Here is a 25,690-nt window from a genome sequence, read left to right as displayed (position 1 = left end):
GGTCAGGGGGCGGTCGGCGTGCGCGGGCCTGGCCGGTGGGCGGGTTGGAACAGCTCGATGAGGTTGCCGGCGGGGTCGGTGAGCAGGATCTGGCGGCCCCCGGGACCAGAAACCACGTCGCTGCGGAACGACAACCCCGCACGGCGTAGTCGGTCGATCTCGGCATCGAGGTCATCGACGATCAAGTGGATACGGTTGCCACCCGCGGTCGTCGCGTCGTCGGGGGTGGCGCGGGCGCCCGAGCTGGCCGGCCCGGACAGCAGCAACCGCAACGGGCCACGCACCACGTCCGCGAAGGCGGGCGCGGCGCTGGTCTGGAGGGTGAATCCGAGATGGATGGTGTAGAAGTCCACAGCTGCTTGGACGTCGTCGACCAGGTAACGGACGCTGGCGTGCTGATCAGGTGTTGTCACCGCTGAATCTCCTTCAAGGGCGGGCCGCCGCGAGGACAGGCAGCAGGTGCCTGATGCGGGTGTCGATGTCGGCCGCGGTCTGCTGGAAGGCGGGGTAGCTGGCGTGGTCGGTGTCGCCGGCCGTGGCGGGGTCGAAGAGGCTCCAGTGCACCCGCCGAGGCTCGCCCGAAAAATCAGGGCAGACCTCGCGGGCCTTGTCGCACAAGCTGATCACGTAGTCGAACCGGCGGCCGGTCATCGTGTCCACGTGCCGGGGGCGCTGGCTGGCGATGTCGATGCCAAAGTCGTCACGCAGCAGCCGTACGGCGTTGGGATGAAGCCGGGGCCTGGGCCAGCTGCCGGCGCTGACCACCTCGACCTGGCCGCCGGCACGGTGACGGAGCAGGGCCTCGGCGATCGGTGAGCGCGCGCCATTGCCGGTGCACACGAACAGCACGCCGACGGGGGCCGAGCGCCGCAGGTCGACAGGCGTTGTGCGCGGCGCATGGTCCCGGTGCAGCGCCGGGTGCAGCGCGGCTGCGGATTCGGCAAGCGCGGATGCGCAGCGGTCCAACTCCAGGTGGTAATAGCTGTCGCGGCCGTCGAAGCTGCTGCGCGTGGCGGTGACCAGCCCGCCGTCCCGCAGCAGCCGCAGATGGTAGGAGACCAGGTTCTGCGGCTCACCGATCAGCGTCACCAACTCACGGACCCGGTAGTCGCTTCTGGTGAGCTCGGTCAGCAGCCGCCACCGCAGTGGATGGGCCGCCAAGCGCACAAACGCCGGGGCGGCTTGATTCGACGACGCCACGACAGCAATATACATCAAACAGGATTGATGGAGTAGGCCCACGTCACTGCCGCAGTTCCTTCTCGAACCAGTGGTGCGCGTAGTGCTCGGTGTTGTACGCCTCGATCTCCCGGTAGCCGGCGGCCCGGTACATGGCGATCGCCTCGGTGAGGTTGCGGTTGGTGTCGAGCCGGACCGCCCTGGCGCCCCGGTCGGCGGCGTACCGTTCCAGTTCGCCCAGCAGCCGCCGCCCAACGCCCAGCCCGCGAACGGTGTCCGCCACCCAGACGCGCTTGATCTCGGCGGGCGCGTCGCGGTGCAGTTTGACGGCGCCGCAGCCGACGGGTTCGAGATTGAGAGTGGCGAGCAGGAGCACCCCGGCGGGCGGGACGAGCGCCTCGTCGTCGACGGGCTTGCTCAGCGCCGGGTCGAATCCGCCGTCGATCCGTCGCCCGATGTCCCGGGCGTACGCCCGCAGGCACGCCCGGGCCCGCGGGTCGCTCGGCGGGCACGGTTCGATGGCCACCATCGACCCGATGAGCAGGCGTTCGACCTCGGCCATGGCGGCGACGAGCCGTTCCCGGCGTCGCTCGGTGAGCGGTTCGAGGATCGAGGCGGCGAGTTGGTCGGAGCGCATGTCGAGTTCGGCCCATTCGGTACGGCCGGCCTCGGTGAGCTGGGCGACACGTACCCGGCCGTCGCCGCCGGCCTGGTCGGCCGGACCCACGGTGACGAGCCCGTCGTTCTCCAGGGTGCGCAGGAGTCGGCTGAGGTAGCCCGAGTCCAGCCCGAGCCGGGCCCGTAGTGCCGCGACCTCGGCGCCGGTGGGGCCGATCTCCCAGAGCAGGCGGGCCTGCCCGAGGGGCCGGCCCTGCGCCATGTACTCGTCGTCGAGCGCACCCACCCGCTGGGTGACCGTCCGGTTGAACCGCCGCACGGCGGCGAGGAGGGTGGAGTCCATCTGCCTGACTTTAGTCAGGAGTTCCGGGGCGGCGATAGGTGAAGAGGGCGGCGTGGTCCAGGACCGCCAGCACGAGCACCACGCCGGTGGCGACCGCGCTCACCGCCACCAGCGGCAACCGCAGGGCGGCGGCCGCGCCGGCCAGCACGAACAGGGCACCCACCCGAGGCCAGGACAGCCGCCGGTGGATCGCCAGGGAGAACAGGATCCGCCCGACGAGGAACAGCGTCGGCCCGCCCAGGATGGCCATGATGGCCCTCATGTCGCCGGCCTCGGTGGGGTGGGCGATGCTCAGCTCGGCCCCGACGGCCGTGACCACGATGCCGGCGATCATCACCAGGTGCAGGTATGCGGCGACGACGCCGAGCCGCGACGGGTCGCCGTGCTCGATGGCCGAGCCCAGGTGTCGGCCGGCGGGCGTCACGTAGAGCAGGCCGATCAGCACGGCGGTGGCGAAGACCAGCAGGAAGGCGGCGGTCTCGGCGGGGTCGAGGTCGGTGCCGGCGTACGACAGACCGGCGACCAGCACGAGTTCACCGAGCGAGATGATCATGATCTGTTGGTACCGCTCGGCGAAGTGCGCACCAGCCAGGCGCAGTTCCTGCTGCCGGGCCCGACCCAGCATCGGTGTGGGCCAGCCGAGCCGTGGGCCGGACAGATCGATCGCGAGGGCGAATGCCCAGAGCGGCACCCGCCACTGTGGCAGAAACACGCCGGCCAGCCACGGCACGGCGGTGACCGTGTACCAGCAGAGGATCCGCAGTGCCCGGCGTTGCCGAGGATGACCGCGCAGCACCGAGACGGTGACGACGCCCCGGACGAGATGGACCGCGACGTACGCGCCGGCATAGAGCCCCGCCCGTCCGTGCAGCCCCTGCGGGATCGCCACCCCGGCCAGCAGGCTGCCCATCGTGGCGGCGACCAGCACCGCTCGAATGGCCGGGGTCTCCGGGTCGTACCAGTCGGCGGTCCAGGTGGTGGTCACCCAGATCCACCAGACGCCCGCCAGCAGCAGCGCGGTGCGCAGCGTCCCGCCCAACGTGAGGTCGTGGAGCAGGTGTTCGGCCAACTGGCTCAGGGCGAGCACGAACGCCAGGTCGAAGAAGAGTTCCAGGAACGAGGCGCTCAGCGGCGCGTCGCTTCCCCGCAACAGCCGCTCGGGTCTGCTCGCCATCGGCGCTCCTCCCGGTGGCCGGCGCTGGGTCCGTCGTACCACCCGAGGCCCGCCACCGGAGGCGAAAGCGCGTCAGGGGCGGACGCCGACCCCGGCGTAGCCGTGCGAATCCCCGACCTCCTGCTCGCCGTCCGGTCGCCACCGGGTGGTCTCGACCAGGCCGGGCTCCGCCAGGTCGTACCCGTCGAAGAAGCGCAGCGCCTCGGCGTGGCTGCGGGGCACCAGCGGGGCGCTGCTGGTCCGATAGACGGCCTGCCCGCGCTCGGCCACCTCCGGCGGAACGCCGTCCAGCGTCAGGTGCGACAGCACCAGGTGACTGCCGGGCACTGTGGCGTCGCGCAGCCGGGCGACGGCGGCCCACGGGTCGTCGTCGTCCGGCACGAAGTGCAGCACCGCGAGCAGTAGCACGGCCACCGGGCGGTCCAGGTCGAGCGTGCCCCGCACCTCCGGATGGGCCAGCAGGTCGTCCGGCCGCCGCAGGTCGCCCCGCACGACGGCCGTGCCGGGCACGTCCGTCAACAACCGCCGGCCGTACGCGACGGCCACCTCGTCGTAGTCGACGTAGACCACCCGGGCGTCGGGCGCCACAGCCCGCACCACCTCGTGCACGGTGCCCTGGGTGGGCAACCCCGCCCCGATGTCCAGGAACTGGCGGACGCCCTGCGCGGCGGCGTACCGGACGGCCCGGCGCAGGAAGTGCCTGTTGGTCTGCGCGGCGAATCCGGTGCCCGGGAAGATCTCCAGCACCCGCTCGGCGGCGGCCCGGTCGGCGGCGAAGTTGTTGCTGCCGCCCAGGAAGTAGTCGTACATCCGGGCGACGTTGGGTCGGGCGGTGACGTCTGTGGTGTCGGGTGCCGGCTGGTCGGTCACGAGGGGTCCCTTCGCCGCGGTCGGATCTCGATGTCTAGCACCCCGGGGCGACGACCCGCTGACCCCTCGTGTCGTTGATCCGGCTGCGCCCCTGGTCAACGCCGACGACGGTGGGGGCACCGAATCACCGAGGGGGACGCCGATGACCGGTCAGCGGGAAACCGTGCGGGTCGAGGATGACCTGTTCCGCGCCGTGTACGACTCACCAGCGTCGCTGCCGGGCCGGCATCGGTGGACCACACCAGAGGTGGACGTCAGGCGTCTGGAGAAGCTGCTCGGCATGCCGGCGCGCAGCATCGGTGCCCCGCTGTGGGTAAGCGGCGACGAACCGGACTGCCCGAAGTGCGGTCGGCGGATCACCTGGTACGACATCGTCTCGTCGGCACTCACCGGCCTGCACGACAAGAACATGATCGCCACGGTCATCCTCGGCGAACAGAGGTACGTCAACACGGAGGTGCCGGAGGCCATCGCCGGGGTGCGCTGCGCCGACTGCCACACCGCCATCGAGGGCCTGCGCAGCTTCAAGTGCCACAACTGGGCGTACGCCTTCGAGGCGCTGGAGGCCGTCCGCGAACGTATGGCCGGCGGGCCCACGCCGACCTGAACGCCCTGCGGAGGTCCGCGCCGAGCACCTGCCAGAGGCGCCTGTGCGATCCCTGGACGAAGGTCGTGCGGCCGGCTCGGCCTTCGACTCCTGTGCTGCCCCCTGCGGCGTTCCTAGGGTGTCTCCAAGATGAACGAGGTATGAACATGTAGTGAGGTGATTCATGGCCGACAACGGCAGTACTGACGTTCCAGAGATCAGCGCCGAGTGGTACCGCGACATCGTCGATGCCGCCGCCGGCAGCCCCGACCCGGTGCGGTGGTTCGTCGGGCACGCCACCGAGGGCGTGATCCTGCTGCTCGGCGCGCTGCTGGTGGTGGCCGCGCTGCGCCGCCTGGCCGGCGGCCCGCACGACCGGGCACTCGCCCTGGTCGCGCCGCTGCCGACCCTCCTGGCGTACGCGAGCAGCGAGTGGCTCAAGACCGTGGTGGACGAGGACCGGCCGTGCCGTGCGGCGGGCCGGGCGATCATCGCTGGCACCTGCCCGCCACCGGGCGACTGGTCGTTCCCCAGCAACCACGCCACACTTGCCGGCGCGCTGGCGATCACCACTCTCCTGCTCTCCCGCCGACTCGGGCTGATCGCGCTGCCGCTGGCCGTGCTGGCCGCCTTCTCCCGGGTCTTCGTGGGCGTGCACTACCCGCACGACGTGGCCGCCGGCCTGCTGCTCGGTGCCCTGGTCGCCGCGGTGGCGACCCCGCTTCTGGCCCGCCCGACCGCCGAGGCGCTACGCCGCCGCGCGGATGCCCGGCACCCGGTACCCGACCTGGCCAGCCGACCCCGCTCCTGACCCCGCCACTGCGCCACTGCGCCACTGCGCCACTGCGCCACTGCGCCACTGCGGTCAGGAGATCAGGAGGAGGGCGCCCACCGTGCCGAGGAGCAGGAACGGGCCGAACGGCAGGTGGGTGCTCCACCGGACCCGTCGGGCGGCAAGCAGCCCCAGACTCACAAGCGCGGACAGCCCGAACGCGAGGAACAGCCCGAGGAGCAGGACCGACCAGCCGTACCAGCCGAGCAGCGCCCCCACACTCAGCGCCAGCTTGGCATCGCCCAACCCGAAGCCCCGGCGGCCGAGCAGCAGGGTGCTGGTGGCGAAGAACAGCGCCAGCCCCACACCGGCGGCGACGGCTCGCAGCCACGGACCTGCCCCGGCACCGGTGAGCGTCGCCGCCCCCAGCAGCAGCCAGGTCCCGCCCGCGGCGGGCAGGGTGAGCCGGTCGGGCAGCCGGTGCACGGCCAGGTCGACGAGGACCGCCGGGACGGTCCAGGCGAGCCACCAGGCCAACGCCGGCAACACCCCGCCCGACGGACCGACAAGCACCAACAGGGCCACGGCGGCGATCACGGCCACCTCGACCGACCCCGGCGGCGGCCCGACGCGGGCCTGACACCGGCCGCACCGGCCGAGCGGGCCGAGCGCCGGCCAGGGCCGGGTCAGGCCGACCGTCGCGCCGCAGGCGTCGCAGCCGGTCCGGTTGGGAATGCCCGCGGGTACGGCGTGACGCAGGACGGCCAGACGCAGCAGCGGACTGACCGTCAGGGTCGCCAGCACGGCGCAGCCGTCCAGCCAGCGGGTCGAACCCGCCCGGCGGCGAGTTGCGCGCCGACGACTGTCCGCACCCGCGACGGACCCCTCCTCCGCCCGATCGGCCGGTTCACGCCGACCGGGTGCTGGTGCCGGGGGGCCGGTCAGCGCCACGTCGACCCCGCCGAACGTCGGGCGTCCCCCGCGAAGGTGAACACGGATCGTGACTGAACGTTCGCTCGGGTGTAGCGGATGGCGCGGAAAACGACGTCCGCCACCGGCCGTACAGCGATCCCCTGGCTCGGGGTCCGGCCGGTCGGCCCGGTAGCCGGGGCGGTCCGTCCGCCGCTCCCAGGCGCAGTCCGGATGCCGGGATGGGGGCGCGATGTCCCACTCTCGGGACCACCACAGCGGTGGCGACGGATTCGCCCGAGCGGGCGCGGCGGGACCGTCGGCGATCCCTCGACCGACCATCGTCCGGAGTGCGGCACGGGCACCCACCACCACCACCCATCATCACTGAGAGTGTTCACTTGACTTGCCTCTGTTGCATCGGCGACCGTCAGCCTATGCTCGCCCCTTGGGTGTGACGCAAGCCTCACAGCAACAACCGGAAGATACGGGACCTGCATTTGTAGAAGATCCGTAACGGTGAATGCAGAAGCGCAATGAACAGCTCCGGAGGCACTGATCCGGGCGCGCTTCCGCATGCCCGGCGGCGGTGCCTCGTCGCCACGTCGGGCGATCACAAGGAGGGCTCGACGGTGCGCGGACGGCAGCTCAGGCGAGCGGCGATCTGCCTGCTGGTGATCGTGGCGGTGGCGCCGGTCACCGCCTGCGGCAGCGGGCGGGAGGCGGTCGATCGGCCGGCGACGACGCGGGACGAAGGAGTGGTGGCGGATTCGGGCGCCGCACGGGAAGCGGCCGAAAAGGCGGCGCTCGAGGCCTACTCCGGTTATCTCGCGGCCTCGCGAACGGCGAGTCGACGCAGCGATCCACACGCGCCGGAACTGTCCCGGTTTCTCGCTGATCCGCTGCTGACCCGGGTGCAATTGTCCATTCGCGACGCAAAGGAGCACGGCGCTGTGCGTACCGGGGCACTGGCGTCCGATCCCAGCGTGACCGCCGTCAGTCTGGACACGGACCCGGCAAGCGTGGAGATCCAGGACTGCCTGGACGCGACCGGCTACCGGCTGGTCTACGCCAAGGACCAGCGGATCGTCCCGGGCAGCGGTGGCGGCAAACACCTGGCCACCGCCACCGCCACCCGATATCCCGACGGTCGCTGGCTGATCAGCTCCGGCGCGGCGCACCCGGACCAGCCGTGCTGACCCGGGGGCCCAGAGCCCGTACCGGCGCGGCCCGGCGGATGCTCGCGGGGGCCGGACTGGCGCTGCTGGTGGTGGTCGGCGCGACCCTGCCGGCCGCCGCCGCCCGACGCGCCGACCCGGGGGTCGAATGCCCGCCCGGCCAACCGGACTGCAACGTCTGGGACGACGAGCCCGGCACGCCGGGCGGCCCCGGCGGCGGTGGCGACAACGGCGGTGGCGACTCCGGCGGCGGTGGGGGCGGCGGTGTCTGCCAGTGGGGCGGGCGAACGATCCCCTGCTACGACGACGTGCTGGGCTGGTTCAACAACGGTGACGGGTGCTACTACAAGCTCGCCGTGCCGCAGAAGCCGGCAGCCGAGGGTCAGCAGTGGTACGTGCAGACCTGCAACGGCGGCGATCTCGGCGCACAGAACACGGTGCTGCTCGACGGGCCGCCGGCCGGCTTCGGCGCTCCGCCGGACCCGGAGGAGTTGGCCCGCCGGGCCCTCGCGTCGATCAAGCTGCTGCCGGCCCGGCTCAGGGTGGCGCCCCGCAAGGACATCGGCCCTGGCCTGGTCGGCCTGCCGGTGTGGATGTGGGCCACCCCGAGCGCCAGCTACTTCGGGCCGCTGCACGCCTCCGCGAGCGACCGTGGGCTGACCGTCTCCATCGAGGCGAAAGTCGACCGGATCGTCTGGAGCATGGGCAACGGCGACACGGTCACCTGCACCAAGGCCGGCACCCCGTACGACGCGAAGGGCAAGCGCGCCGGCAGGACCTCCCCGGACTGCGGCTACGACAGCGGCTACCCGAGGGCCGGCACCTACCGGGTGGGCGCCACCACGTACTGGACGGTGCGCTGGTGGACCGGCGACGGCGACGAGGGTGACCCGATCGCGCAGACCCGGACCAGCGGCACCGTGCCGGTCGTGATCAAGGAACTCCAGGTGGTGACCAGGTGAGCGAGCCGGTTCTGCGAGCCCCACAGTCGGGAATGGAGATCGAACGGTGAGTCTGGCTACGCGAAACGCGACCGGGCCGGTGGACGCGCCGGTCAGCCCGCCCAAGGTGGTCCGGCAACGCCGCGTCCGCCCGGGGCTGCTGGGTCTCGCCGTACTCCTGATCGCCCTTGGTGGGCTGGGGGCCGCGTTCGCGGTCACCTCGGTCCGGGCCACCGGCAGCTACCTCGCGGTGGCCCGGCCGGTGGAGGTCGGTCGGGAGGTCAGCGCCGCCGATCTGATCACTGTGCAGGTCGCCGGGGGCCGGGGGTTGCGGCCGGTGCCCGCCGGCCGGCTGGACGAGGTGGTCGGCAAGCGGGCCGCCGTCGCGCTGGTGCCCGGCACCCTGCTCACCCTCGGGCAGGTCACCGACGACCCGCTGCTCGGCCCGGGTCAGCAGCAGATCGCGCTCGGCCTGAAGACCGCCCAGGTGCCGGCCCGTGCGCTGCACCCCGGAGACAAGGTGCTGCTGGTCAGCACCCCGGACGACAACGCCACCGGGGCGGCCGCCGGTGCGGGCACCCGGTTCACGGCCACCGTCATCGACATGGTCAGCCCTTCGGACGACGAGAGGGTGCTGTACCTGGCGCTGCTCGTCCGGGACGTACCCGCCGTGGTGGCGCTGGCCGCCCAGGAGCGGATCGCCGTCGTGCTGACCGAGGCGGCCTGAGCATGGCGATCATCGCGTTGGTGTCCGCGAAGGGGTCGCCCGGCGTGACCACCTCGGCGCTGGCCTGCGCGTTGACCTGGCACCGCCGGCTGGTCCTCGCCGAGTGCGACCCGGCCGGCGGGTCGATCCTCGCCGGCTACCTCGGCGGTCAGCTGGACGGGCCGCGCGGCATCGGCGAGCTGGCCGTCGGGGAGCTGCGCGACGGCAACCTGGAGACCGCCTTCTGGTCCCAACTGGTCGACCTGGACGCGCCGCGCCGGGAACGGCTGCTGCTACCCGGGTTGGTCGACCCGGCGCAGGCCGGCAGCGTCACCCCGCTCTGGCAGCGCTTCGCCGACTACTTCAACGCGCTGGACCGGGGCAGCCCCGGCTACGACGTGCTCGTCGACTGTGGCCGGCTGCACGTCACAGGCCCACCGTGGCCACTGCTGCGGGCCGCCTCGGTGGTGCTGCTGGTGACCCGGGCCCACCTGCCCGACCTGTCCGGCACGCGGGCGGTGGTCACCGGTATCGAGCGGGACTTCGCCGAACACCGGGTGCCGCCGGGCACCCTGCGGCTGCTGCTTGTCGGCGACGGGCACGGGCGCGCGGAGATCAGTCGAGGGCTGAAACTGCCGGTGATCGCCCGACTGCCGCACGACCCGCGTACCGCAGGCGTGCTCGCCCTCGGTGGGACCGTCCGATCCGGACGGCCGCTGCTGCGCGCGGCCGCCGCGTTGGAGGTGCCGGTCGGTGCGCTGCTGGAGCGCCGGCGGGCACGGCTGGCCTGGCCGGTGCAGCAGGGGGTGCCGGATGCGGTTTGAACCCGTCTCCACCGACCCGCGTCAGCAGCCGCCGAACGCGACGTCCACCACGCCCCCGCTGACCCCGCCGAACGGCAGGCACCACCAGTCGGCGTCGACACCGCAGCCGGCGCCCACAGGCCCACCTCCGCCGGAGGTGGCGCCGCGACCCCGGATCGATTTCCAACTGGTCCGGGAGCTGCGCCGGGAACTCACCGAACGACTCACCCTGTGGCAGCGCGGGCGGGAGTTCAGCGTCGACGAGGAGGACACCGAGCGGGCCCGACTGGCCGTCACCGTGGTCGCCGAGTACGCGGACGCGGTCCGGCGTGCCGGGACACCGATGGCCGCCGGCGAGGAGCGCCTGCTGCTCGACCAGGTGACAGCCGAGCTGGTCGGGCTGGGCCGGCTGCAGACCCTGCTCGTCGACGACACCATCGAGGAAGTGCACATCCTCGGCTGCGACGTGGTGCGGATCACCCGGCACGGCGGCGGGGTGGACTGGGCCGAACCGATCGCCGACAGCGACGCCGAGCTGGTGGAGATCCTCCAGGCGGCGGCGCGGCGGGCCGGCGCGACCGAACGGTCCCTGTCCACAGTGAAGCCCACCCTGGACCTGCAACTGCCCGACGGCAGCCGACTGGCCGCGGTGTTCCTGGTCAGCCACCGGCCGTACGCGGTGATCCGCAAGCACAACACCCTGGACGTGAGCCTCGACGACGTGGCCGGCGCCCGGGGTGACCTGGACGAGATGATCGACCCGCTGCTGCGCGACTTCCTGCGGGCGGCGATGCGCGCCGGGTTGAACATCATGGTCGCCGGGCTTGCCGGGGCCGGAAAGACCACGATCATCCGGGCGTTGATGAACGAGATCCCGCCCGACGAGCCGTACGTGCTGCTGGAGGAGAGCCGGGAACTGTTGCCGGCGCGCCGCCGCGATCGGCACCGGGCGGTGATGAGCTTCGAGGCGCGGGAGGGGCACGGCGAGCGCGGCTTCGACGGCCGGCCGGCGGGTGAGGTGACGATCGCGGACCTGATTCCGCTCTCGCTGCGCATGGGCGTGCTACGGATCATCGTGGGTGAGGTGCGGTCCCGGGAGATCGTGCCGATGCTCCAGGCGATGACCACCAGCCGGGGCTCGATGTGCACGATCCACGCCCGTACGGCGGCCGGGGTGGGTGAGCGGATCGTCGAGCTGGCGCTGGCGCACGGCCGGGAGATGACAGTCGACCAGGCCCGCCGGATGGCCGGCAACGCCCTCGACCTGATCGTCTACGTCACCATCGAGGACGAGAGCGCGATCGGCGGCCGTAAGCACCGGTTCGTCTCGCACGTGGAGGAGGTGATCGGGGCCGGTGAGGCCGGACGGATCACCACCACCACCGTCTTCGGTCCCGGCCCGGACGGTCGCGCGGTCCCCCGACACCTGCCCGAGCGGGTCCGCGACCAGTTGCTGCGGGTGGGGTACGACGCCCGACTGCTGACCCGCTGGATCGAGGCAGGCACGGGTGCGTGGCGGCGACCCCGACAGACCCGACTGGCTCGGCGGTGACCTGATGGGAAACAGCCTTGAGTTGATCGCGGTGATTTCCGGGGCCGCCTGTGTGGCCGGGTTGCTGCTGGCGGTCGTCGCGCTGGTGGGCACCCGCCGGCCCGCCGGGCCCGGCCCGGGAGCGGGGCCCGGCCTGAGCCGCCTCTGGCGCGGCTCCGGCGCCACTCCCGCCGAGCGGCGGGCCTACCAGATGCTGCTGCTCACCGCGGTTGTCGCCGGGGCGTTGGCCTTCCTGCTGACCGGGCTGCCGGTGGTGGGCCTGCTGGTGGCGGTGGCGGTGCCCGGCGTGCCGTGGCTGTTCGCGGTGGGCAGGGCCGAGCAGCGGGCGATCGCCCGGATCGAGGCGGTTGGCGATTGGACCCGCCGACTCAAGGACGTCTCCGGCACGGGTCAGGGCCTCCAACAGGCGATCATCAGCACGATCGGCAGCGTGCCGCCAGGCATCGAGGACGAGGTACGGCTGCTCGCCGCCCGGTTGCAGGCCGGCTGGCTGGCCCGTTCCGCGCTGCTGGTGTTCGCCGACGAGATCGGCGACCCGGTCTGCGACCAGGTGGTGGCGGCGCTGATCCTGCACCTCGCCGACCGGGGCGAGCGGCTGGGCGACGTGCTGGGCTCGATCGCCGGCGCGGCGGCCGCCGAGGTGGCGACCCGCCGGGAGATCGAGGCCAAGCGCACCCAGCCCCGGTTCGCGGTCCGCTTCCTGACCGGCATGACGCTGGCGACGCTTGCGTACGGGCTGGTCAACACCGAATACATCAAGCCGTACGGCACACCGACGGGTCAGGTGGTGATGGCCGCGCTCGGCGCCACCTTCATCGGCCTGCTGGCCTGGGTGCGGTCGATGAGCCAACCACAGCGGCCGGCCCGGTTCCTGCCGGCGCCCGACCCCCAGGAGGTGATCGCGTGAGCGCGGACAGCCTGGCGCGGCCCGGCCCGAGGGGGCGGTCGTGATGATCCTCAACTGGCACCTCGCCGTCGCGGTCTGTGGCGGGGCGACGATCGGGTTGGGCCTGTTCCTGGTCATACGAGAGCTGGTGCCGGCGACGCCGGCGCTCGGGCCGGCGTTGCGCCGACTGCATCAGCCGCCGGGCACCGCCCGGGTGGCCACGCCCGCGTCCCGGCGACTCGACTGGCTGACCGGGATGTCCCGCTGGTTGCGGCCGCCGCAGATGCAGCTCGCCCTGATCGGTCAGACCCCCGAGCAGTACGCGCTGTCGGTGCTGCTCTCCGCCCTGATCGGGTTGGCCACGCCGACTCTGCTCGGGGCTGCGCTGTGGCTGCTCGGCGTCCCGTTTCCGCTCGCCGTGCCGGTGCTCGGCAGCCTCGGTCTGGCACTGCTGGGCGGCCTGCTGGCGCACCGCGCCGTGCTGACCAAGGCCGCCGCCGCCCGCGACGAGTTCCGCCAGGCGGTCTGCACCTACCTCGACCTGGTGGCGCTGCAGCTCTCGGCTGCGCACGGGCCGGTGCAGTCGTTGGAGCGGGCCGCCGCGGTCTGCGACGGCTGGGTGTTCGACAGGCTCCAGGAGTCGCTGCGGATCGCCCAGATGCAGATGCACGCGCCCTGGGAGGAGCTGCGTGACCTCGCCGACAAGATCGGTATACCGGAGCTTGGCGACGTCGGCGCGATCATGCGCTCCTCCGGCAGTGAGGGCGCGCAGGTGCACGAGACCCTGCGCAGCCGGGCCGACTCGCTCCGCGACCAGATCCGCACCGACAACCTCGCCCGCGCGGAGGGGGTCACCAGCAAGCTCGACATCCCGGGCGCGCTACTCGTCTTCGTGCTGCTCGGGTTCGTCCTCTATCCGTTCATTTCCCGCGTCTGACCCCGTCCCCCGAAGGAGTACGTCATGTCCATCCTCAGCTATCTGCACGTCGTGCTGACGACGCGCCTGGCCGACCTGCGTCGGGACGGTGAGCGCGGCGACAGCCCGGTGCCCACCGCGGTGATCATCGCCGGCCTGGTCGTCGTCGCCATGGCCGTCACCGCTCTGGCCCTGACCAAGGCCAACAACTGGATGGACGGCATCCCGAACTACACGAAGCCCGGCCCGTAGCCGGGATGCGTCGAGTCGTGCTGTCGAGGTTGCGCCGGGCGGTCAACGCCGCCCGGCGCCGCCTCGCGGCCGTCGACCCGCAGCGGGGTGCCAACCCGGTGGAGTTGGCCGTGGTGATGCCGCTGATCCTGGTGCTGCTCTTCGCCTCGATCCAGGTCGCGGCCGTCTTCCTCGCCCGTTCCACCGCGTTGCACGCCGCGCAGAACGGGGTCAACGCCCAGCGGCTGTACAACGCGTCCGACGGTTCCGGACAGGCCAGCGCCACCCGGTTCCTGAAGGCCACCGGCGGCTGGTTGGTGGGCTGGGAGACGACGGGCCCGACCTGCGTGACCACCGACGTCGACGTGACCTGCACGGTGACCGGCCGGTCCCTGTCGGTGGTGCCCGGCGTGGACTTCGCGGTGCGGCAGACCGCGCACGGGCCGGTGGAGCGGGTGACCCCGGTGACGCCCCCGTGACGCGGGCCGCCGAGCGGGGCTCGGTCTCCATCGAGGTGGCGGTGCTGGCACCCGCGTTCATCGCGCTGATGGTGCTGGCCGGCGTGGCCGGACGCAGCGCGGTGGCGGCCGAGGCGCTCGACACCGCCGCGCACGACGCGGCCCGCGCCGCCTCGATCTCCCGGACGGCGGGCGATGCCCGGAAGGCGGCCCGGGACGCGGCGCGCCAACAGTTGGACTGGCGGGGTCTGGCCTGCTCCAACGCTCCGACGCTGAAATTCACCGGCTCGGTCGGCGGCAGTGTCACCAGCTTCGAGGACGCCTACCGCAGCGCGGTCGGGCAGAACGCGACGGTCACCGTCGAGATCGTCTGTCGGGTGTCCCTCCGCGACCTGCGGCTCGCCGCCGTGCCCGGAATGCCTAGCGAGAACCGGATCGTGGCGCGGTTCACCTCGCCACTGGACCGCTACCGGAGCCGGGGATGAACGCCCGTCCGCTGTCCGGTGACCACGGGCGGATCAGCATCTTCCTGGCGGTGGCGATGGTCGGCGTACTGGCAATCGTCGGGCTCTCCTTCGACGGGGCCGGGCAGCTGCGCACGCTGCAACGCGCCGACAACCTGGCCGCCGAGGCGGCCCGCGCGGGCGGGCAGGCCATCGACCGGGCCACCGCGATCGAGGGTGGGCCGACGCGGATCAACCAGCGGCAGGCCCGCGTCGCCGTCGCCGACTACCTCACCGCCGCCGGCGCCACCACAGGCCACACCGTCAGCTTCCCGCAGATCGCCGGGGAGACCGTCGTTCAGGTACGCGTCACGATCACCTACCGCCGCTCGATGCTCGGGCTGTTCGGCTTCGCCGACCAGGTCACCGTCACCGGCGAGGCGACCGCGCGGGCCATCACCGCAGGACCGTAGGAAGGAAGGCCGCCATGTCCGCATCGGGTCGGTCCGTCGTACGGCGGACCGGACGCGTCCTCACCGGCGTCGGCGCGCTCGTCGTGCTCTGCGCTCTGGTGCTGGGCGCGCCGGTCGCGCTGCTCGCCTTCGCGGGCAATCCCCTGCCCGACCATCTGCCCACCCTCGCCGAGGTGGGCACAGCCCTGACCAGCCGCGACGACGGGCAGCTCTTTCTGCGGGCCCTGGCGCTGGCCGGCTGGTTCGGCTGGGCCACGTTCGCTTTCTCCGTCGTGGTCGAGTTGGGTGCGCAGAGCCTGCGCCGACCGGCACCGAAGCTGCCGGGGATGAGCCGCCAGCAGAAGGCCGCCGCCGCGCTTGTCGGTTCGGTCGCGCTGATCCTCGCGGCCAGTCCGGCCGCCGCCAGCGCCGCCGCGGTCTACACCGGTCCGGCGTACGCCCAGCCGAGCACGTCGACAAGCGCCGCCCGACTGCCCGGAAGCGGGCCGATCGCGACGACCGGCAGCGGGCCGATCAGAACGGCCGGCAGCGGGCCGCTCGGGCTTGTCGCGCCACCTGGGCCGGGCGTCGGCGACCGGGCCGCTCCGGTGTACCGCGTGGCGCGGGGCGACTACCTCGGCGAGGTGGCCGAGCGGTACCTCGACGAGTTCGGCGACTACCGACAGCTCGCCAAGCTGAACCGGCTGGACGACCCGGATCGGATTCGTCCCGGCCAACTGCTCCGACTGCCGGCGGAGGCCACCGACCAGGGCGCTCGCACGCACGCCACCGGCAAGCTCGTCGGCCGGCCCGCCGCGCCCAAACCGCCGGCCTCACGCCCGGCTCCGGAGCGGACCGCCCCGGAACGGGCGGAGCAGGCACCCCCCGGCGGTACGGAGTCGACGGGTCAGGCCCCCACGATGACTGTCGGCGCGGCACGGGCGGGAACCACCGACCGGGTGAACCGGCCGCTGGCGGTCTCCGCGGTGCTGGCCGTGGCGAGCATCGTCGGCGCGCAGATCGGCGCGGTTCTCGGGCTGCGCCGCCGCCCGGCCACCGCCGGTGCGGCCCCTCGGTTGACGACGACCACCCGCGCGCCCCGAGGCGGCGCGGGTCGGAGCACCGGCAGCTCCCGCAGCGGTCGTCGGAGCAGCGGCGCCGCGTGGGCGGCCAACCGTGCGGCGGCCGCCACCGAGAGCACGGCAGCACCGACCGGAGGCCCGGCCCCCAGCGGCGCGCCGGCCTCGGCCGGGGACGAAGGCTGGACCGGCAGGGAGGGCTGGACCGGCAGGGAGGGCTGGACCGGCGACGAAGGCTGGGCCCGCGACGAGGGCTGGACCGGCGAGGATGGCTGGACCGGCGGTGACCAGCGCGGACTGGCCACCGGCGGGCCCGGCTGGGATGCCGCGTCGGACGAGCCGTCGACCGGTCGGCACCGACGCGGCTGACCGGTCACGCGGCGGCACGGCCGACCAGTCGGGCGGCGGCACGGCTGACCCGTCGGGCGGCGGCACGGCTGACCAGTTGGGCGGCGGCACGTGCCGAACGAGCCGTCAACCGCTTGGCGTCGACGAAGCCCACCGGTCGCGCGGCGGCACGCGGCGACACGGCGGCACGCGGCGACACAGCGGCACGCGGCGGCACGGCGACACGCGGCGGCACGGCGACACGCGGCGACACGGCGACACGCGGCGGCACGGCGACACGCGGCGACACGGCGACACGCGGCGGCGGATGGCGGCGCGGCGGCGGATGGTCCGGAGAGCGATATACCTCAGAGGTATATCTATGACTCTGAGGTATATCGCCTGAGAGCAGCACCAGCCCGACGTCGCGGGAACACCGGCGGCAGCGGGTGAACGACACCGACCCGATGACGGGAGAGCACCGGCGCCGTCCGCTCGTGCTTGGCAGCGTGTCAGGGCAGGCGGGTCTGGAGGACGCCGTTCTGGATGCGGGTGGGCAGGATCTGCTGGTCGTTGCCGGACGGTCCCTGCATGACCTCGCCGCCGTTGAGCCGGAACGCGCTGCCGTGCCACGGGCAGACCACACAGGCGTGGCCGTCGATCTCCTGGACCTCGCCCTCGCCGAGCGGCCCGCTCTGGTGCGGGCAGCGCTCCAGCATCACGGTGACCTCGTCACCGTGGCGGTAGAGGATCACCGAGATGTCGTCGTCGACCTCCCGGGTGATCAGTGTGCGCTGCGGCAGGGTGGCCATGTCGGCAAGCGAGTGCCAGCCGTCGGACATCCGGTGCAGCTCGGACACGCTCTGGTTGACCTGGGCACCCTGCTTGTAGGCCAGGTGGCCACCGATGTACGCGCCGAGGCTGACGGCGGAGAGGCCGAGGAAGCCGAGCGCCCGCCCGACGCCGTGCCGCCCGGAGAGCCGTGCCGCCAGCGAGCCGGCGTAGAGGCCGACGCCGACGGTGTTCGCGGCGGCGTGCACCAGGCCGACCCGGCGCTGGTCCCGGGAGAGCGCCGCCCAGTCGTTCAGACCGGCGACCGCAGCCGGCAGCGCACTGACGGTGCCCAGGCCGACAAGTACGGTGGCCGGCCGGCGCTGACTCGGCATCAGGTCCAGCACGGCGGCGCTGATCCAGGCGCCGACAGGCACCTGCACCATCGCCGGATGCAGCGGATGCCCCAGCGTCACGCCGTGCAGCAGGTCCCGCAGCCGCCGCGGTCGCAGCGTGCCGAGGACCACCTTCTGCAACCGGTCACCCGCGCGGTCCAGCCGGGAGTCCTGCTCGACTTTCGTCAAAAGTGCTCGCACGAGTACCGACTTCCCGGCGATCGCCGTCGCAAACCGGTCGGTGCCGACAAACCTGCTTCGCCGCCCCACGCCGCCGATCGCGCACTTCCTGCTTCGAGAATCCTGGGCACAAGCCGCGAATCGACACCGAAAGTGCGGGGATTGTGGGGGTGGGGCGGGGCGGGCATGCTGGTTCGATGGGTGTGCGGGTGGAGCGGGTCGGTGCGGTCACCACAGTGGTGCTCGACCGGGTGGCAGCGCGCAACGCCGTGGACGGGCCGACCGCGCGGGCGCTGGCGGACGCCTTCCGCTCGTTCGACGCCGATCCGGACGCGGCAGTGGCCGTGCTCTGGGGAGCCGGCGGCACGTTCTGCGCCGGTGCCGACCTCAAGGCGATCGGCACGCCGAGCGGCAACCGCGTCGAGCCGGAGGGCGACGGCCCGATGGGTCCGACGCGGATGGCGCTGAGCAAGCCGGTGATCGCGGCGATCTCCGGGTACGCGGTGGCCGGCGGTCTCGAGCTGGCACTCTGGTGCGACCTGCGGATCGCCGAGTCCGACGCCACGCTCGGGGTGTTCTGCCGACGCTGGGGAGTGCCGCTCATCGACGGCGGCACGGTCCGGCTGCCCCGGCTGATCGGTGAGAGCCGCGCCCTGGACCTGATCCTCACCGGGCGGGCGGTGCACGCCGACGAGGCGTACGCCATGGGGTTGGTCAACCGGGTGGTGCCGCCGGGCCAGGCGCGGGCGGCGGCCGAGGAACTGGCGGCGGCCATCGCCAGGCATCCGCAGACCTGCCTGCGCAACGACCGGGCGGCCGTGCTGGCCGGCGCCGGGCGACCCGAGGCGGAGGCGCTGGCGACCGAGCTGGCGTACGGGATGGATTCGCTTGCCACCGACGCGGCGGCCGGTGCGGCCCGGTTCGCCGCCGGCGAGGGCCGGCAAGGGGCGATGCCGCCGGGAGGGTGAACCTCCCGGCGGCATCCGGTACGGCCTGGGTCAGTTGCGGTTGATGGTGAAGGTCGAGGTGGTGTTCCTGATGTCCACCGCGTTGTTGCTCAACTGGAGGTTGTTGAAGGTCACCGACCCGACGGCCGGCCCCTGCCCGGACTCGGGCATCTCGTTGACCCAGATGCCGAAGCCGGACTTGGCGTCGTAGGCGTCACCGCTCTTGCGGGCGCCGCTGATCGAGATGTTGGTGAAGACCGTGTCGGTGACCGGGAACTGCGGCTGCCCACCGACGTAGTTGGTCTGGAACATGATGCCGCTGTAGGTCGGGTCGACGATGTCCACGTCGCTGACCCGGATGCCCTGGAACACCTTCGAGGCGGAGAAGACCCAGATCGCCGGGAAGGTCTGCCCACCCCAGAAGTGCCCACCGGCCCGCACGATCGAGATGTTCTCGAAACGGGTCGGCGGGCTCGCGCCGAAGCCGTTCATCGGGTAGCCGAAGTCGAGCGAGCTGATGGTGATGCCGGAGTAGACGAGCGTGTCCGCGATGTAGATGTTGCGGAACGTGTTGCCGTAGCCGCCGTAGACGGCCACACCGGCGGCCCGCCAGGTCAGGGTCGAGGACAGGTTCTCGTAGATGTTGTCCCGCATGTCCGCGCCGCCCGCGTCGATCGCCGAGAACAGCGCGAAGCTGTCATCGCCGGTGGCCCGGGCGTCGTTGTTGCTGACCAGGTTGTTGGTGCTGCCGTTGGTCATGTTGACGCCGTCGGCGAACAGGTTGCGGATCCGCGAGTTCTTGATCGTCATGTAGTCGGTGTTGGCGCCCCAGTAGAGGCAGACCTGGTGCTCGGCCCAGATGTTGTCGATCACGATGTTCGACACGTTGGCGAAGTCGAACACCTTGCCCGGCCCGTCGATGCGCGAGGTGTAGTTGCCGAAGTAGGCGAAGTTCGCGAACGACGATCCGGCCGCCGAGTTCTCGGCCCGGAAGCCGATGTCGGTGTTCTCCTGGCCGGAGGGGGCGTTGAACCGGGTGTACCAGGGCCCGGCGCCGGTCACCTTTACCGCCTTGCCGTACACCTGGAACTTTGACGAGGTGGAGTAGTTGCCGGCGGGCAGGTACACCCCGATCAGGTTGCCTGTGGTGTCCATCCGCACCCGGTCCAGGGCGTTCTGCACGTCCTGGTGAGTGAAGCCGGCCGGCGTCGCGTAGCGGGCCGAGTCCGGATTCGCGATCGGCGAGACCTGCTCGGTGTTGATGAAGTCGATGGCGTAGTTGGTGGTGTTGGCGGCGTCCTTCTGGAGGCGGATCTTGCTGCCGGCCGGCACTGTCGAGTTGAGCATGACGTTGGCTTCGTCGTAGATGTGCCGCGGTCCGCCCGCGCTCGGCGTGTTGCCCGGGCTGGTCTCGTTGCCGTAGAGCCAGGCGTAGCGGGACGTCAGGTCGATGGCCTTGTGGAACGTGCCGTTGACGTAGATGTTCAGCGTCGAGTTGATCCCGCCGCCGCCCGACGCGTCGGGGATGGAGAAGCGGGTGACGAGCGTGTTGGTGCTGGCCCGGGTGGTGAACTCGACGTAGCTGCCGGTCGAGTTGAGCGTCACCGCACGTCGGCCGGACGCCTCACCGGCCAGGTCGCCGACGGTCCGGTTCGGGCCCACGACAGCCGCGCCGCCGCCGACCACGCCGTCCTCGGCCTCGTACATGTCGTACGGCATGTTGGCGCCGCGCCCGACGAAGAGCGGACGGTCGCTTGTGTTGTTGCCCTGCTTGACAGGCAGTTCGTTGCTGTCGGCGGCGAGCACGACCCGGACGGTGTACTTGCCGTTCGCGGCCGTCCAGGTGCCCAGGTTGACCGGGCCGACGGTGGCCCCGGCGTTGATCACACCGGAGTACGAGCCGGTCAGGGTACGCACCACGGTGCCCGACTCGTTGAGCACGGTGAGCGTGATGCCGTGCGACCCGGACGCGGACGGCACACTGCCGGCGTTGCGGATCGACACGGAGAAGGTGACAGTGTTGCCTGCCGACGGGTTGCCCGGCGACCAGGCCACCGCCGAGGCGACCAGGTCACTCGTGGCGACCGGACTCACCACCAGCGGGCTCGGGTTGGAGTAGCTGTTGTTGGTGTCGTCCTGCTCGACGACGGTGTTGGCCTCGTCGACCTTCGCGCTGAGCGGGTAGCTGCCCGCATCGCGGGTGCCGATGCTGGCGGTGACAGTGGTCGAGGCGCCGGCCGCCAGGCCGCCGACCGACGCGGTGCCGACCCGGGTGGAGCCCAGGTAGAAGTTGACGTTTGTGGCCCCGGAGGCCGCCGAGCCGGCGTTGCGCACGGTGGCCGAGAGCGAGATGGTGCTCGTCTCCACGGGTGCGGACGGGCTGACCGACATGCCGGTCACGGTGAGGTCCGGGTTCGGCGCGGGGGTGCCGATGACCTGGAACTCGGCCACCTGCCCGGCCGGTGCGCCGGTGTTCGAGGCGATCGAGAGCCGTACGTCGGCCGCGGCACCGGAGACCGGGATGGTCACCGTGTTGCCGCTGCTCGGGTTGAAGGTGTAGTTCGCCGCGCCGACCAGTGTGGTGAAGGTCGACGAGCCCTGGTCCCTGCCCAGCACCGTGATGTTCTGGGTACGCGCACCCCAGGAGGAGTCCGGGTTGAGCTTCAGCACGACCTGGCTGAGGCTGGCGTTCGCGCCGAGCTGCACGGTGAGCGTGCTCGGGTTGCCGTTGCCCTCCCAGTAGGTGGCCACGTTGTTGTCGTTGGCGTTGGTGGCCACGAACGTGTGCACGTACCCGGAGGCGGTGATCGGCTTGCCGACCGCCAGGTTGGTGCCGGTCGGCGGGGTGCCGGTGCCGGTCCGGGTCACGGTGTTGCTGTTCGACGACTGGTTGCCGGCCGCGTCGCGGGCCCGCACGTAGTACGAGACCGTGGCGCTGTCCGACTGGCTGTCGGTGTAGGTGAGCGTCGAGCCGCTGACGGTCCCGCGCAGCGCGCCACCGGCGTAGATGTCGTACCCGGTCACGCCGACGTTGTCGCTGGACGCCGACCAGGTGAGCCGGATCTGGCCGCTGGCCGGCTGGGTGTACGCCAGGTTGCCGGGCGCGCTGGGGGCCTGGGTGTCGGTGCTGCCGCTGGCGCCGTACACCTCGACCTCGGAGAGCTGGGCGGCCGGCCAGCCGGTGTTGCCGGTGACCTGGACCCGTACGTAGCGGGTGCTGGCCGCGGTGAAGCTGACGGTCGCGGTGTTGCCGGTGCTCGGGTTGAACGTGTAGCCGCCGGACGCCTTCAGGGTGGTGAAGGACGATCCGTTTGTGGAGCCGAGGATCGACAGCGTCTGCGTACGGGTCTGCCAGTCCGACGACGGCGGCAGCTTGAGCACCACCCGGTCCACGCTGACGGTGGCGCCGAGGTCGGCCTGGATCCACTGCGGGAAAGCGTTGTTGGCGCTCTCCCAGTAGGTCGAGGCGTTGCCGTCGTTGGCATTGCTCGCCACGTAGTTCTGGTTGTAGCTGCTGGCGCTCATGGTGGCGGAGAGCCCGGCGAGCAGGGCCGCGCGGGCGGACCCGGCCGGGGCCGGCGCCGGCTTCGCCGCCGGGGCCGCGGTCGCGGGGGTGAGGGCGGGGACGGCGGCGAGGAGCAGTCCGGCGACCGCGCCGGCGAGCAGCCGGGCCGGCAGTCGGCCGGCTCGGTGGGCTCGGTCGGCTCGGTCCGGTCGGGGGACGGGACCGGGCGAGCCGGTACGCGGGGTGCCTCGGGTGGGGCCGTTTCTCGACATGGGTGGCTACACCTCTTTCGGGGGTGGTGTGGGTGCGTTGCCCGGTGACGGGTGCAGGGGTACGCCCGTCGTGCCGCGACAGGTGGGGGACGGTGCGGTGCGGGACGGGTGCCTCGGGCCCGGCGCAGCGCTGCGCCGGGCGTCCGACCGGTGGCCGCCGCCCCGCTCGGGCGGGGGCCGTCGGCCTAGCTGGAGTAGACCTCGAACTCGCTGAGCTGCCCGGCGGGCCAGCCGCTGTTGCCGGTGACGGTCAGCCGCAGGTACCGCTGGCTGGTCGCCGTGAAGGTCACGGTGACCGTGTTGCCGCTGGCCGGGTTGAAGGTGTAGCCGGCGGACGCCTTCAGGGTGGTGAACGACGAGCCGGTGGTGGAGCCGAGCACCGACAGCGTCTGCGTACGGGTCTGCCAGGCCGACGACGGCGGCAGCTTCAGCACGACCCGGGACACCGAACGGGTGGCGCCGAGGTCCACAGTCAGCGACTGCGGGAAGGCGTTGTTGGCGCTCTCCCAGTAGGTGTTGGCGTTGCCGTCCACCGTGTTGGTCCCGACGTACACGTCGGAGTGGCTGGTCTCGGTGACCGACCGTCCGGCCGCGAGGTTGCCACTGGGCGGGGGTGTGGTCGGCGGGGCGGTGGTCGGCGGGGCCGTCGTCGGGGGTGCGGTGGTCGGCGGGGCCGTGGTCGCGGTGCCGCCGTACACCTCGATCTCGCTGAGCTGGGCGGCCGACCAGCCGGTGTTGCCGGTGACGGTGACCCGGATGTAGCGGCGGTCACCGGAGGGCAGCCCGATCGAGACGGTGTTGCCGCTGCCGGGGTCGAAGACCCGGCCGGCGGACGACGCCAGGGTGGCGTACGACGACCCGTCGGTCGAGCCCAGCACGGACAGGGTCTGCGTACGGCGTTCCCAGCCGGCGGGCAGCTTGAGCACCACCCGGTCGACCGAGCGGGCCGCGCCCAGGTCCACAGTCAGCGACTGCGGGAAGGCGTTGTTGGCGCTCTCCCAGTAGGTGCCCGCGTTGCCGTCCACGGCGTTGCCCGCCGTGTAGTTCTGGTTGGTGCTGGTCGCGGTCGTCGACCGGTTCAGCGCCAGGTTCCCGCCTGTAGGTGGCGGCGTGGTCGGCGGCGCCGTGGTGGGTGGTGCCGTGGTCGGGGCTGCCGTGGTGGGTGGCGCGGTGGTGGGGCCGGTGCTCGGCGGGGTGCTGGGTCCGCCACCCCACTGCGGCTCCGGCCACGGCCCGCAGTACGGGGTGGACGTGTACCAGCCCGAGTTGCCGCTGCCCTGGGTGATCTGGAAGCCGCCGCCCACGCAGTTGTGCATCGGGTTGCTCTGCGCGATGTTTGTGGCCCGCACGTTGGTGAACGACACCTGGCTGGGCGCCTGCACCTGGAGGGCGTACGTGCCGGCGCCGTCGATCCGCACGTTGCTGAGGTTGATCCCGCTGGTCTGGCCCTCGATCCAGTGCAGCGCGGCGTACGAGCTGTCCAGGATGTCGGTGTCGGTGATGTTGATGGTGGCCTGCTGGAAGGCCTCGTTGAGGGCGGAGAACCAGATCGCCCCCACACCGAAGTTCCAGTTGTAGTCCGAGTTGCCGTTGCGTATCAACGTGTTCCGGGCGATCGTCCAGGTGCCCCGGACCGCTGTGTCGCCCTGCACACCGGGATAGCGGTTGGCGACGTGGATGCCGCCGCCGTTGGTGATCGAGTCGGCAGTCACGTTGTCGGAGATCGTGATGTCCCGACCGCCGTAGCTGACCAGGTGGTTCGCCAGCAGCGTCACGCCGATGGTGTTGTGCGTGAACGAGTTCTTGACGTTCGGCACGCTCTGCGCCCACATCGCCAGGGCGTCGTCGCCGGTGTTGCGCACGAACGTGTTCGTCACAGTCGAGTTGGTGACGCCGGTGTGGAAGTTCACCCCGTCCGCGGTCTGGTCCAGGATCCGGCTGTTGCGGATCGTGAAGTTGTCCATCGGGCCGTCCATCCACGCCCCGACCTTTGTGTTCTCCAACCACAGGTTGTCCACCACCGAGTTGGTCATCGCCCCGCCCAGGGCGTTGACCTGGTCCTCGTCCACCCGCTCACGGATGTCGCCGATGATGGCGAAGTCCCGCAGTGTGACGTTGCGGCTCGGTCCGCCGGCCTCGTGCGACCGGATCTCACCCGTGTAGCCGCCGCCGGGGACGTACTTGCCGTAGATGCCGGCGGCCCGCTTACGGTCGGTGGGGTGCCGCCCGCCAAGCACCGAATACCAGGGGCCGGCGCCGCGCAGGGTCACCCCGTCGACCACCACGTGGTCCCAGAGGGTGAAGGTGCCGGTCGGGATCCAGACGGCCCGACCCTGGGCCTTACCGGCGTCGACAGCCGCCTGGAACTTCGCTGTCGAGTCAGTCGCGCCGCTCGGGTCGGCGCCGAAGTCGGTGACCACGTCGAGCACACCGGAGGGCTTGCTGATCGGTGCGCCCACCAGCTCGAAGTCGGCCAGGTCGATCGTGAACGTCGGCGACTGGGCGGTCGAGGAGACCTGCAACCGGATCTTCGTACCGGCCGGGTAGGTGGTGCCGAACATCGCCCGGGTCTCGTCGTAGAAGTGGTGCGGGTTCGTGTCGCCCGGGTTGTTGTTGAACGGGTATCCGCCGTAGTACCAGCCGTACCGCGAGGTCACCGGCACCGACTTCAGCAGGGCGCCGTTGGCCCGCAGGTCGAGGGCGGCGTCCCGACCGGTGCCGGCCGAGCTGTCCGGCAGGCTGTGCCGGAAGGTGACCGCGTTGGCCGGGGCGGTGAGCGTGAACTCGACGTACTCGCCGACGGAGTCGAGGGTGACCGCCTCGCGGCCGGACGCCTCCGACGGCAGCGTGCCGTAGCGACGGTCCGGGCCGATCTTCGTGCCGTTGTGCGCGGCCTTCTCCGCCTCCTGTTCGACGAACGGGACTGTCGCGCCACGGCCGGAGATGTCGAAGGGGGACAGCCCGGCCGCCGAGGCCGGAGTGGCGGTGCCGGTGACCGCGAGGGCGGTCACCGTTGTGGCGGCGAGCAGGGTGGCGGCGATCGCGGCCAGCCCGACGCGTGCCGGGTGTCGGAGGTGGTGCGGGGCGGCGGTGGTGTGGTTGGCCATGAGCTGCGCTCTCCCTTTCGTCAGGCAGGCCAGGTCCCCCGTTGCGGTGCTGCGGCGTGGCGGTTCTCCCTCGTTCCTCCTTCCTCGGGC

At 72.0% G+C, this 25,690-nt stretch carries 24 protein-coding genes and 1 pseudogene; 15 read left to right on the top strand and 10 right to left on the bottom strand.

The window, feature by feature from the left end; translation table 11 throughout:
- Positions 1 to 2: 2 nt before the first annotated feature.
- The 5 genes from ACLQ26_RS14325 to ACLQ26_RS14305 form a co-directional block, all read right to left on the bottom strand.
- Positions 3 to 413: a VOC family protein gene (locus ACLQ26_RS14325; RefSeq protein WP_425744869.1), complete on the bottom strand. Its 411-nt coding sequence runs from the start codon at positions 411 to 413 to the stop codon at positions 3 to 5.
- Positions 414 to 426: 13 nt separating this feature from the next.
- Positions 427 to 1,242, bottom strand: coding sequence for an ArsR family transcriptional regulator (locus ACLQ26_RS14320; RefSeq protein ID WP_425744868.1), 816 nt, complete (start codon positions 1,240 to 1,242; stop codon positions 427 to 429).
- A 1-nt stretch (position 1,243) separates the two neighbouring features.
- Positions 1,244 to 2,140 (bottom strand): bifunctional helix-turn-helix transcriptional regulator/GNAT family N-acetyltransferase, encoded by an 897-nt coding sequence (locus tag ACLQ26_RS14315; RefSeq protein WP_425744867.1) that lies wholly within the window; start codon positions 2,138 to 2,140, stop codon positions 1,244 to 1,246.
- A 10-nt stretch (positions 2,141 to 2,150) separates the two neighbouring features.
- Positions 2,151 to 3,314, bottom strand: coding sequence for a low temperature requirement protein A (locus tag ACLQ26_RS14310; protein WP_425744866.1), 1,164 nt, complete (start codon positions 3,312 to 3,314; stop codon positions 2,151 to 2,153).
- A 72-nt stretch (positions 3,315 to 3,386) separates the two neighbouring features.
- On the bottom strand, positions 3,387 to 4,184 hold the full coding sequence (locus ACLQ26_RS14305) for an SAM-dependent methyltransferase (RefSeq protein WP_425744865.1): 798 nt from the start codon (positions 4,182 to 4,184) through the stop codon (positions 3,387 to 3,389).
- Between the two features lie 142 nt (positions 4,185 to 4,326).
- Between ACLQ26_RS14305 and ACLQ26_RS14300 the strand changes: the two genes are divergently transcribed.
- Entirely contained in the window at positions 4,327 to 4,791 is a 465-nt protein-coding gene (locus tag ACLQ26_RS14300; RefSeq protein WP_425744864.1) for a hypothetical protein, read from the top strand.
- A gap of 163 nt (positions 4,792 to 4,954) precedes the next feature.
- Positions 4,955 to 5,581 carry a phosphatase PAP2 family protein gene (locus ACLQ26_RS14295; RefSeq protein WP_425744863.1) on the top strand — a complete coding sequence of 209 codons (627 nt, stop codon included), beginning with the start codon at positions 4,955 to 4,957 and terminating at the stop codon, positions 5,579 to 5,581.
- Positions 5,582 to 5,635: 54 nt separating this feature from the next.
- Here the strand turns inward: ACLQ26_RS14295 and ACLQ26_RS14290 are convergent, their stop codons facing one another.
- Positions 5,636 to 6,361, bottom strand: a complete 726-nt coding sequence (locus ACLQ26_RS14290) for a prepilin peptidase (RefSeq protein ID WP_425745173.1) — start codon at positions 6,359 to 6,361, stop codon at positions 5,636 to 5,638.
- A 722-nt stretch (positions 6,362 to 7,083) separates the two neighbouring features.
- Between ACLQ26_RS14290 and ACLQ26_RS14285 the strand changes: the two genes are divergently transcribed.
- The 12 genes and pseudogenes from ACLQ26_RS14285 to ACLQ26_RS14230 all read left to right on the top strand — a co-directional run bounded on the left by ACLQ26_RS14285 (position 7,084) and on the right by ACLQ26_RS14230 (position 16,465).
- Entirely contained in the window at positions 7,084 to 7,650 is a 567-nt protein-coding gene (locus ACLQ26_RS14285) for a hypothetical protein (RefSeq protein ID WP_425744862.1), read from the top strand.
- Between the two features lie 38 nt (positions 7,651 to 7,688).
- The gene (locus ACLQ26_RS14280; protein WP_425745172.1) at positions 7,689 to 8,591 is read left to right on the top strand and encodes a hypothetical protein; all 903 of its coding nucleotides are present in this window, start codon (positions 7,689 to 7,691) and stop codon (positions 8,589 to 8,591) included.
- 46 nt (positions 8,592 to 8,637) lie between these two features.
- Positions 8,638 to 9,297 (top strand): SAF domain-containing protein, encoded by a 660-nt coding sequence (locus ACLQ26_RS14275; protein ID WP_425744861.1) that lies wholly within the window; start codon positions 8,638 to 8,640, stop codon positions 9,295 to 9,297.
- Positions 9,298 to 9,299: 2 nt separating this feature from the next.
- Positions 9,300 to 10,100: a ParA family protein gene (locus ACLQ26_RS14270; protein WP_425744860.1), complete on the top strand. Its 801-nt coding sequence runs from the start codon at positions 9,300 to 9,302 to the stop codon at positions 10,098 to 10,100.
- The gene (locus tag ACLQ26_RS14265) at positions 10,090 to 11,631 is read left to right on the top strand and encodes a CpaF family protein (RefSeq protein WP_425744859.1); all 1,542 of its coding nucleotides are present in this window, start codon (positions 10,090 to 10,092) and stop codon (positions 11,629 to 11,631) included. The genes ACLQ26_RS14270 and ACLQ26_RS14265 overlap by 11 nt, the downstream gene beginning before the upstream one ends.
- Positions 11,592 to 12,538 (top strand): annotated as a pseudogene (locus ACLQ26_RS14260) (type II secretion system F family protein). The gene ACLQ26_RS14265 and the pseudogene ACLQ26_RS14260 overlap by 40 nt, the downstream one beginning before the upstream one ends.
- A 46-nt stretch (positions 12,539 to 12,584) precedes the next feature.
- A complete protein-coding gene (locus ACLQ26_RS14255; RefSeq protein WP_425745171.1) occupies positions 12,585 to 13,454 on the top strand; it encodes a type II secretion system F family protein in 870 nt (289 codons plus the stop codon).
- A gap of 24 nt (positions 13,455 to 13,478) precedes the next feature.
- Positions 13,479 to 13,685 (top strand): hypothetical protein, encoded by a 207-nt coding sequence (locus ACLQ26_RS14250; RefSeq protein ID WP_363681196.1) that lies wholly within the window; start codon positions 13,479 to 13,481, stop codon positions 13,683 to 13,685.
- 5 nt (positions 13,686 to 13,690) lie between these two features.
- A complete protein-coding gene (locus ACLQ26_RS14245) occupies positions 13,691 to 14,143 on the top strand; it encodes a TadE/TadG family type IV pilus assembly protein (protein WP_425744858.1) in 453 nt (150 codons plus the stop codon).
- On the top strand, positions 14,140 to 14,607 hold the full coding sequence (locus tag ACLQ26_RS14240) for a TadE/TadG family type IV pilus assembly protein (RefSeq protein ID WP_425744857.1): 468 nt from the start codon (positions 14,140 to 14,142) through the stop codon (positions 14,605 to 14,607). The genes ACLQ26_RS14245 and ACLQ26_RS14240 overlap by 4 nt, the downstream gene beginning before the upstream one ends.
- Positions 14,604 to 15,038 carry a pilus assembly protein TadG-related protein gene (locus ACLQ26_RS14235; protein ID WP_425744856.1) on the top strand — a complete coding sequence of 145 codons (435 nt, stop codon included), beginning with the start codon at positions 14,604 to 14,606 and terminating at the stop codon, positions 15,036 to 15,038. The genes ACLQ26_RS14240 and ACLQ26_RS14235 overlap by 4 nt, the downstream gene beginning before the upstream one ends.
- 14 nt (positions 15,039 to 15,052) lie before the next feature.
- Positions 15,053 to 16,465, top strand: coding sequence for a LysM peptidoglycan-binding domain-containing protein (locus ACLQ26_RS14230; RefSeq protein WP_425744855.1), 1,413 nt, complete (start codon positions 15,053 to 15,055; stop codon positions 16,463 to 16,465).
- Between the two features lie 4 nt (positions 16,466 to 16,469).
- Here ACLQ26_RS14230 and ACLQ26_RS14225 read toward each other — a convergent pair whose 3' ends face one another.
- Together ACLQ26_RS14225 and ACLQ26_RS14220 are read right to left on the bottom strand one after the other, a co-directional pair.
- Positions 16,470 to 16,697, bottom strand: coding sequence for a hypothetical protein (locus ACLQ26_RS14225; RefSeq protein ID WP_425744854.1), 228 nt, complete (start codon positions 16,695 to 16,697; stop codon positions 16,470 to 16,472).
- A 238-nt stretch (positions 16,698 to 16,935) separates the two neighbouring features.
- Positions 16,936 to 17,790 (bottom strand): DUF2231 domain-containing protein, encoded by an 855-nt coding sequence (locus ACLQ26_RS14220; RefSeq protein WP_425744853.1) that lies wholly within the window; start codon positions 17,788 to 17,790, stop codon positions 16,936 to 16,938.
- A 176-nt stretch (positions 17,791 to 17,966) separates the two neighbouring features.
- On the opposite strand from ACLQ26_RS14220, the gene ACLQ26_RS14215 reads away from it, so the two are divergent.
- Positions 17,967 to 18,737 carry a crotonase/enoyl-CoA hydratase family protein gene (locus ACLQ26_RS14215; RefSeq protein WP_425744852.1) on the top strand — a complete coding sequence of 257 codons (771 nt, stop codon included), beginning with the start codon at positions 17,967 to 17,969 and terminating at the stop codon, positions 18,735 to 18,737.
- A 30-nt stretch (positions 18,738 to 18,767) separates the two neighbouring features.
- Here ACLQ26_RS14215 and ACLQ26_RS14210 read toward each other — a convergent pair whose 3' ends face one another.
- Complete coding sequence (locus ACLQ26_RS14210) at positions 18,768 to 22,493, bottom strand: discoidin domain-containing protein (RefSeq protein WP_425744851.1); 3,726 nt, start codon at positions 22,491 to 22,493, stop codon at positions 18,768 to 18,770.
- A 185-nt stretch (positions 22,494 to 22,678) separates the two neighbouring features.
- A complete protein-coding gene (locus ACLQ26_RS14205; RefSeq protein WP_425744850.1) occupies positions 22,679 to 25,600 on the bottom strand; it encodes a discoidin domain-containing protein in 2,922 nt (973 codons plus the stop codon).
- Positions 25,601 to 25,690 lie beyond the last annotated feature (90 nt).

The organism is Micromonospora sp. DT43 (assembly GCF_049841645.1).
Taxonomy (GTDB): Bacteria; Actinomycetota; Actinomycetes; order Mycobacteriales; family Micromonosporaceae; genus Micromonospora.
Note: the sequence above shows the minus strand (reverse complement) of the source record. Positions and strands in the feature narration are given on the sequence as shown.

Coding starts and splice junctions, on each gene's coding strand:
- ACLQ26_RS14300 (WP_425744864.1), top strand. CDS start 4,327: ATGACCGGTCAGCGGGAAACCGTGCGGGTCGAGGATGACCTGTTCCGC.
- ACLQ26_RS14310 (WP_425744866.1), bottom strand. CDS start 3,314: ATGGCGAGCAGACCCGAGCGGCTGTTGCGGGGAAGCGACGCGCCGCTG.
- ACLQ26_RS14250 (WP_363681196.1), top strand. CDS start 13,479: ATGTCCATCCTCAGCTATCTGCACGTCGTGCTGACGACGCGCCTGGCC.
- ACLQ26_RS14315 (WP_425744867.1), bottom strand. CDS start 2,140: ATGGACTCCACCCTCCTCGCCGCCGTGCGGCGGTTCAACCGGACGGTC.
- ACLQ26_RS14270 (WP_425744860.1), top strand. CDS start 9,300: ATGGCGATCATCGCGTTGGTGTCCGCGAAGGGGTCGCCCGGCGTGACC.
- ACLQ26_RS14295 (WP_425744863.1), top strand. CDS start 4,955: ATGGCCGACAACGGCAGTACTGACGTTCCAGAGATCAGCGCCGAGTGG.
- ACLQ26_RS14205 (WP_425744850.1), bottom strand. CDS start 25,600: ATGGCCAACCACACCACCGCCGCCCCGCACCACCTCCGACACCCGGCA.
- ACLQ26_RS14280 (WP_425745172.1), top strand. CDS start 7,689: ATGCTCGCGGGGGCCGGACTGGCGCTGCTGGTGGTGGTCGGCGCGACC.
- ACLQ26_RS14265 (WP_425744859.1), top strand. CDS start 10,090: ATGCGGTTTGAACCCGTCTCCACCGACCCGCGTCAGCAGCCGCCGAAC.
- ACLQ26_RS14245 (WP_425744858.1), top strand. CDS start 13,691: ATGCGTCGAGTCGTGCTGTCGAGGTTGCGCCGGGCGGTCAACGCCGCC.
- ACLQ26_RS14215 (WP_425744852.1), top strand. CDS start 17,967: ATGGGTGTGCGGGTGGAGCGGGTCGGTGCGGTCACCACAGTGGTGCTC.
- ACLQ26_RS14210 (WP_425744851.1), bottom strand. CDS start 22,493: ATGTCGAGAAACGGCCCCACCCGAGGCACCCCGCGTACCGGCTCGCCC.
- ACLQ26_RS14230 (WP_425744855.1), top strand. CDS start 15,053: ATGTCCGCATCGGGTCGGTCCGTCGTACGGCGGACCGGACGCGTCCTC.
- ACLQ26_RS14235 (WP_425744856.1), top strand. CDS start 14,604: ATGAACGCCCGTCCGCTGTCCGGTGACCACGGGCGGATCAGCATCTTC.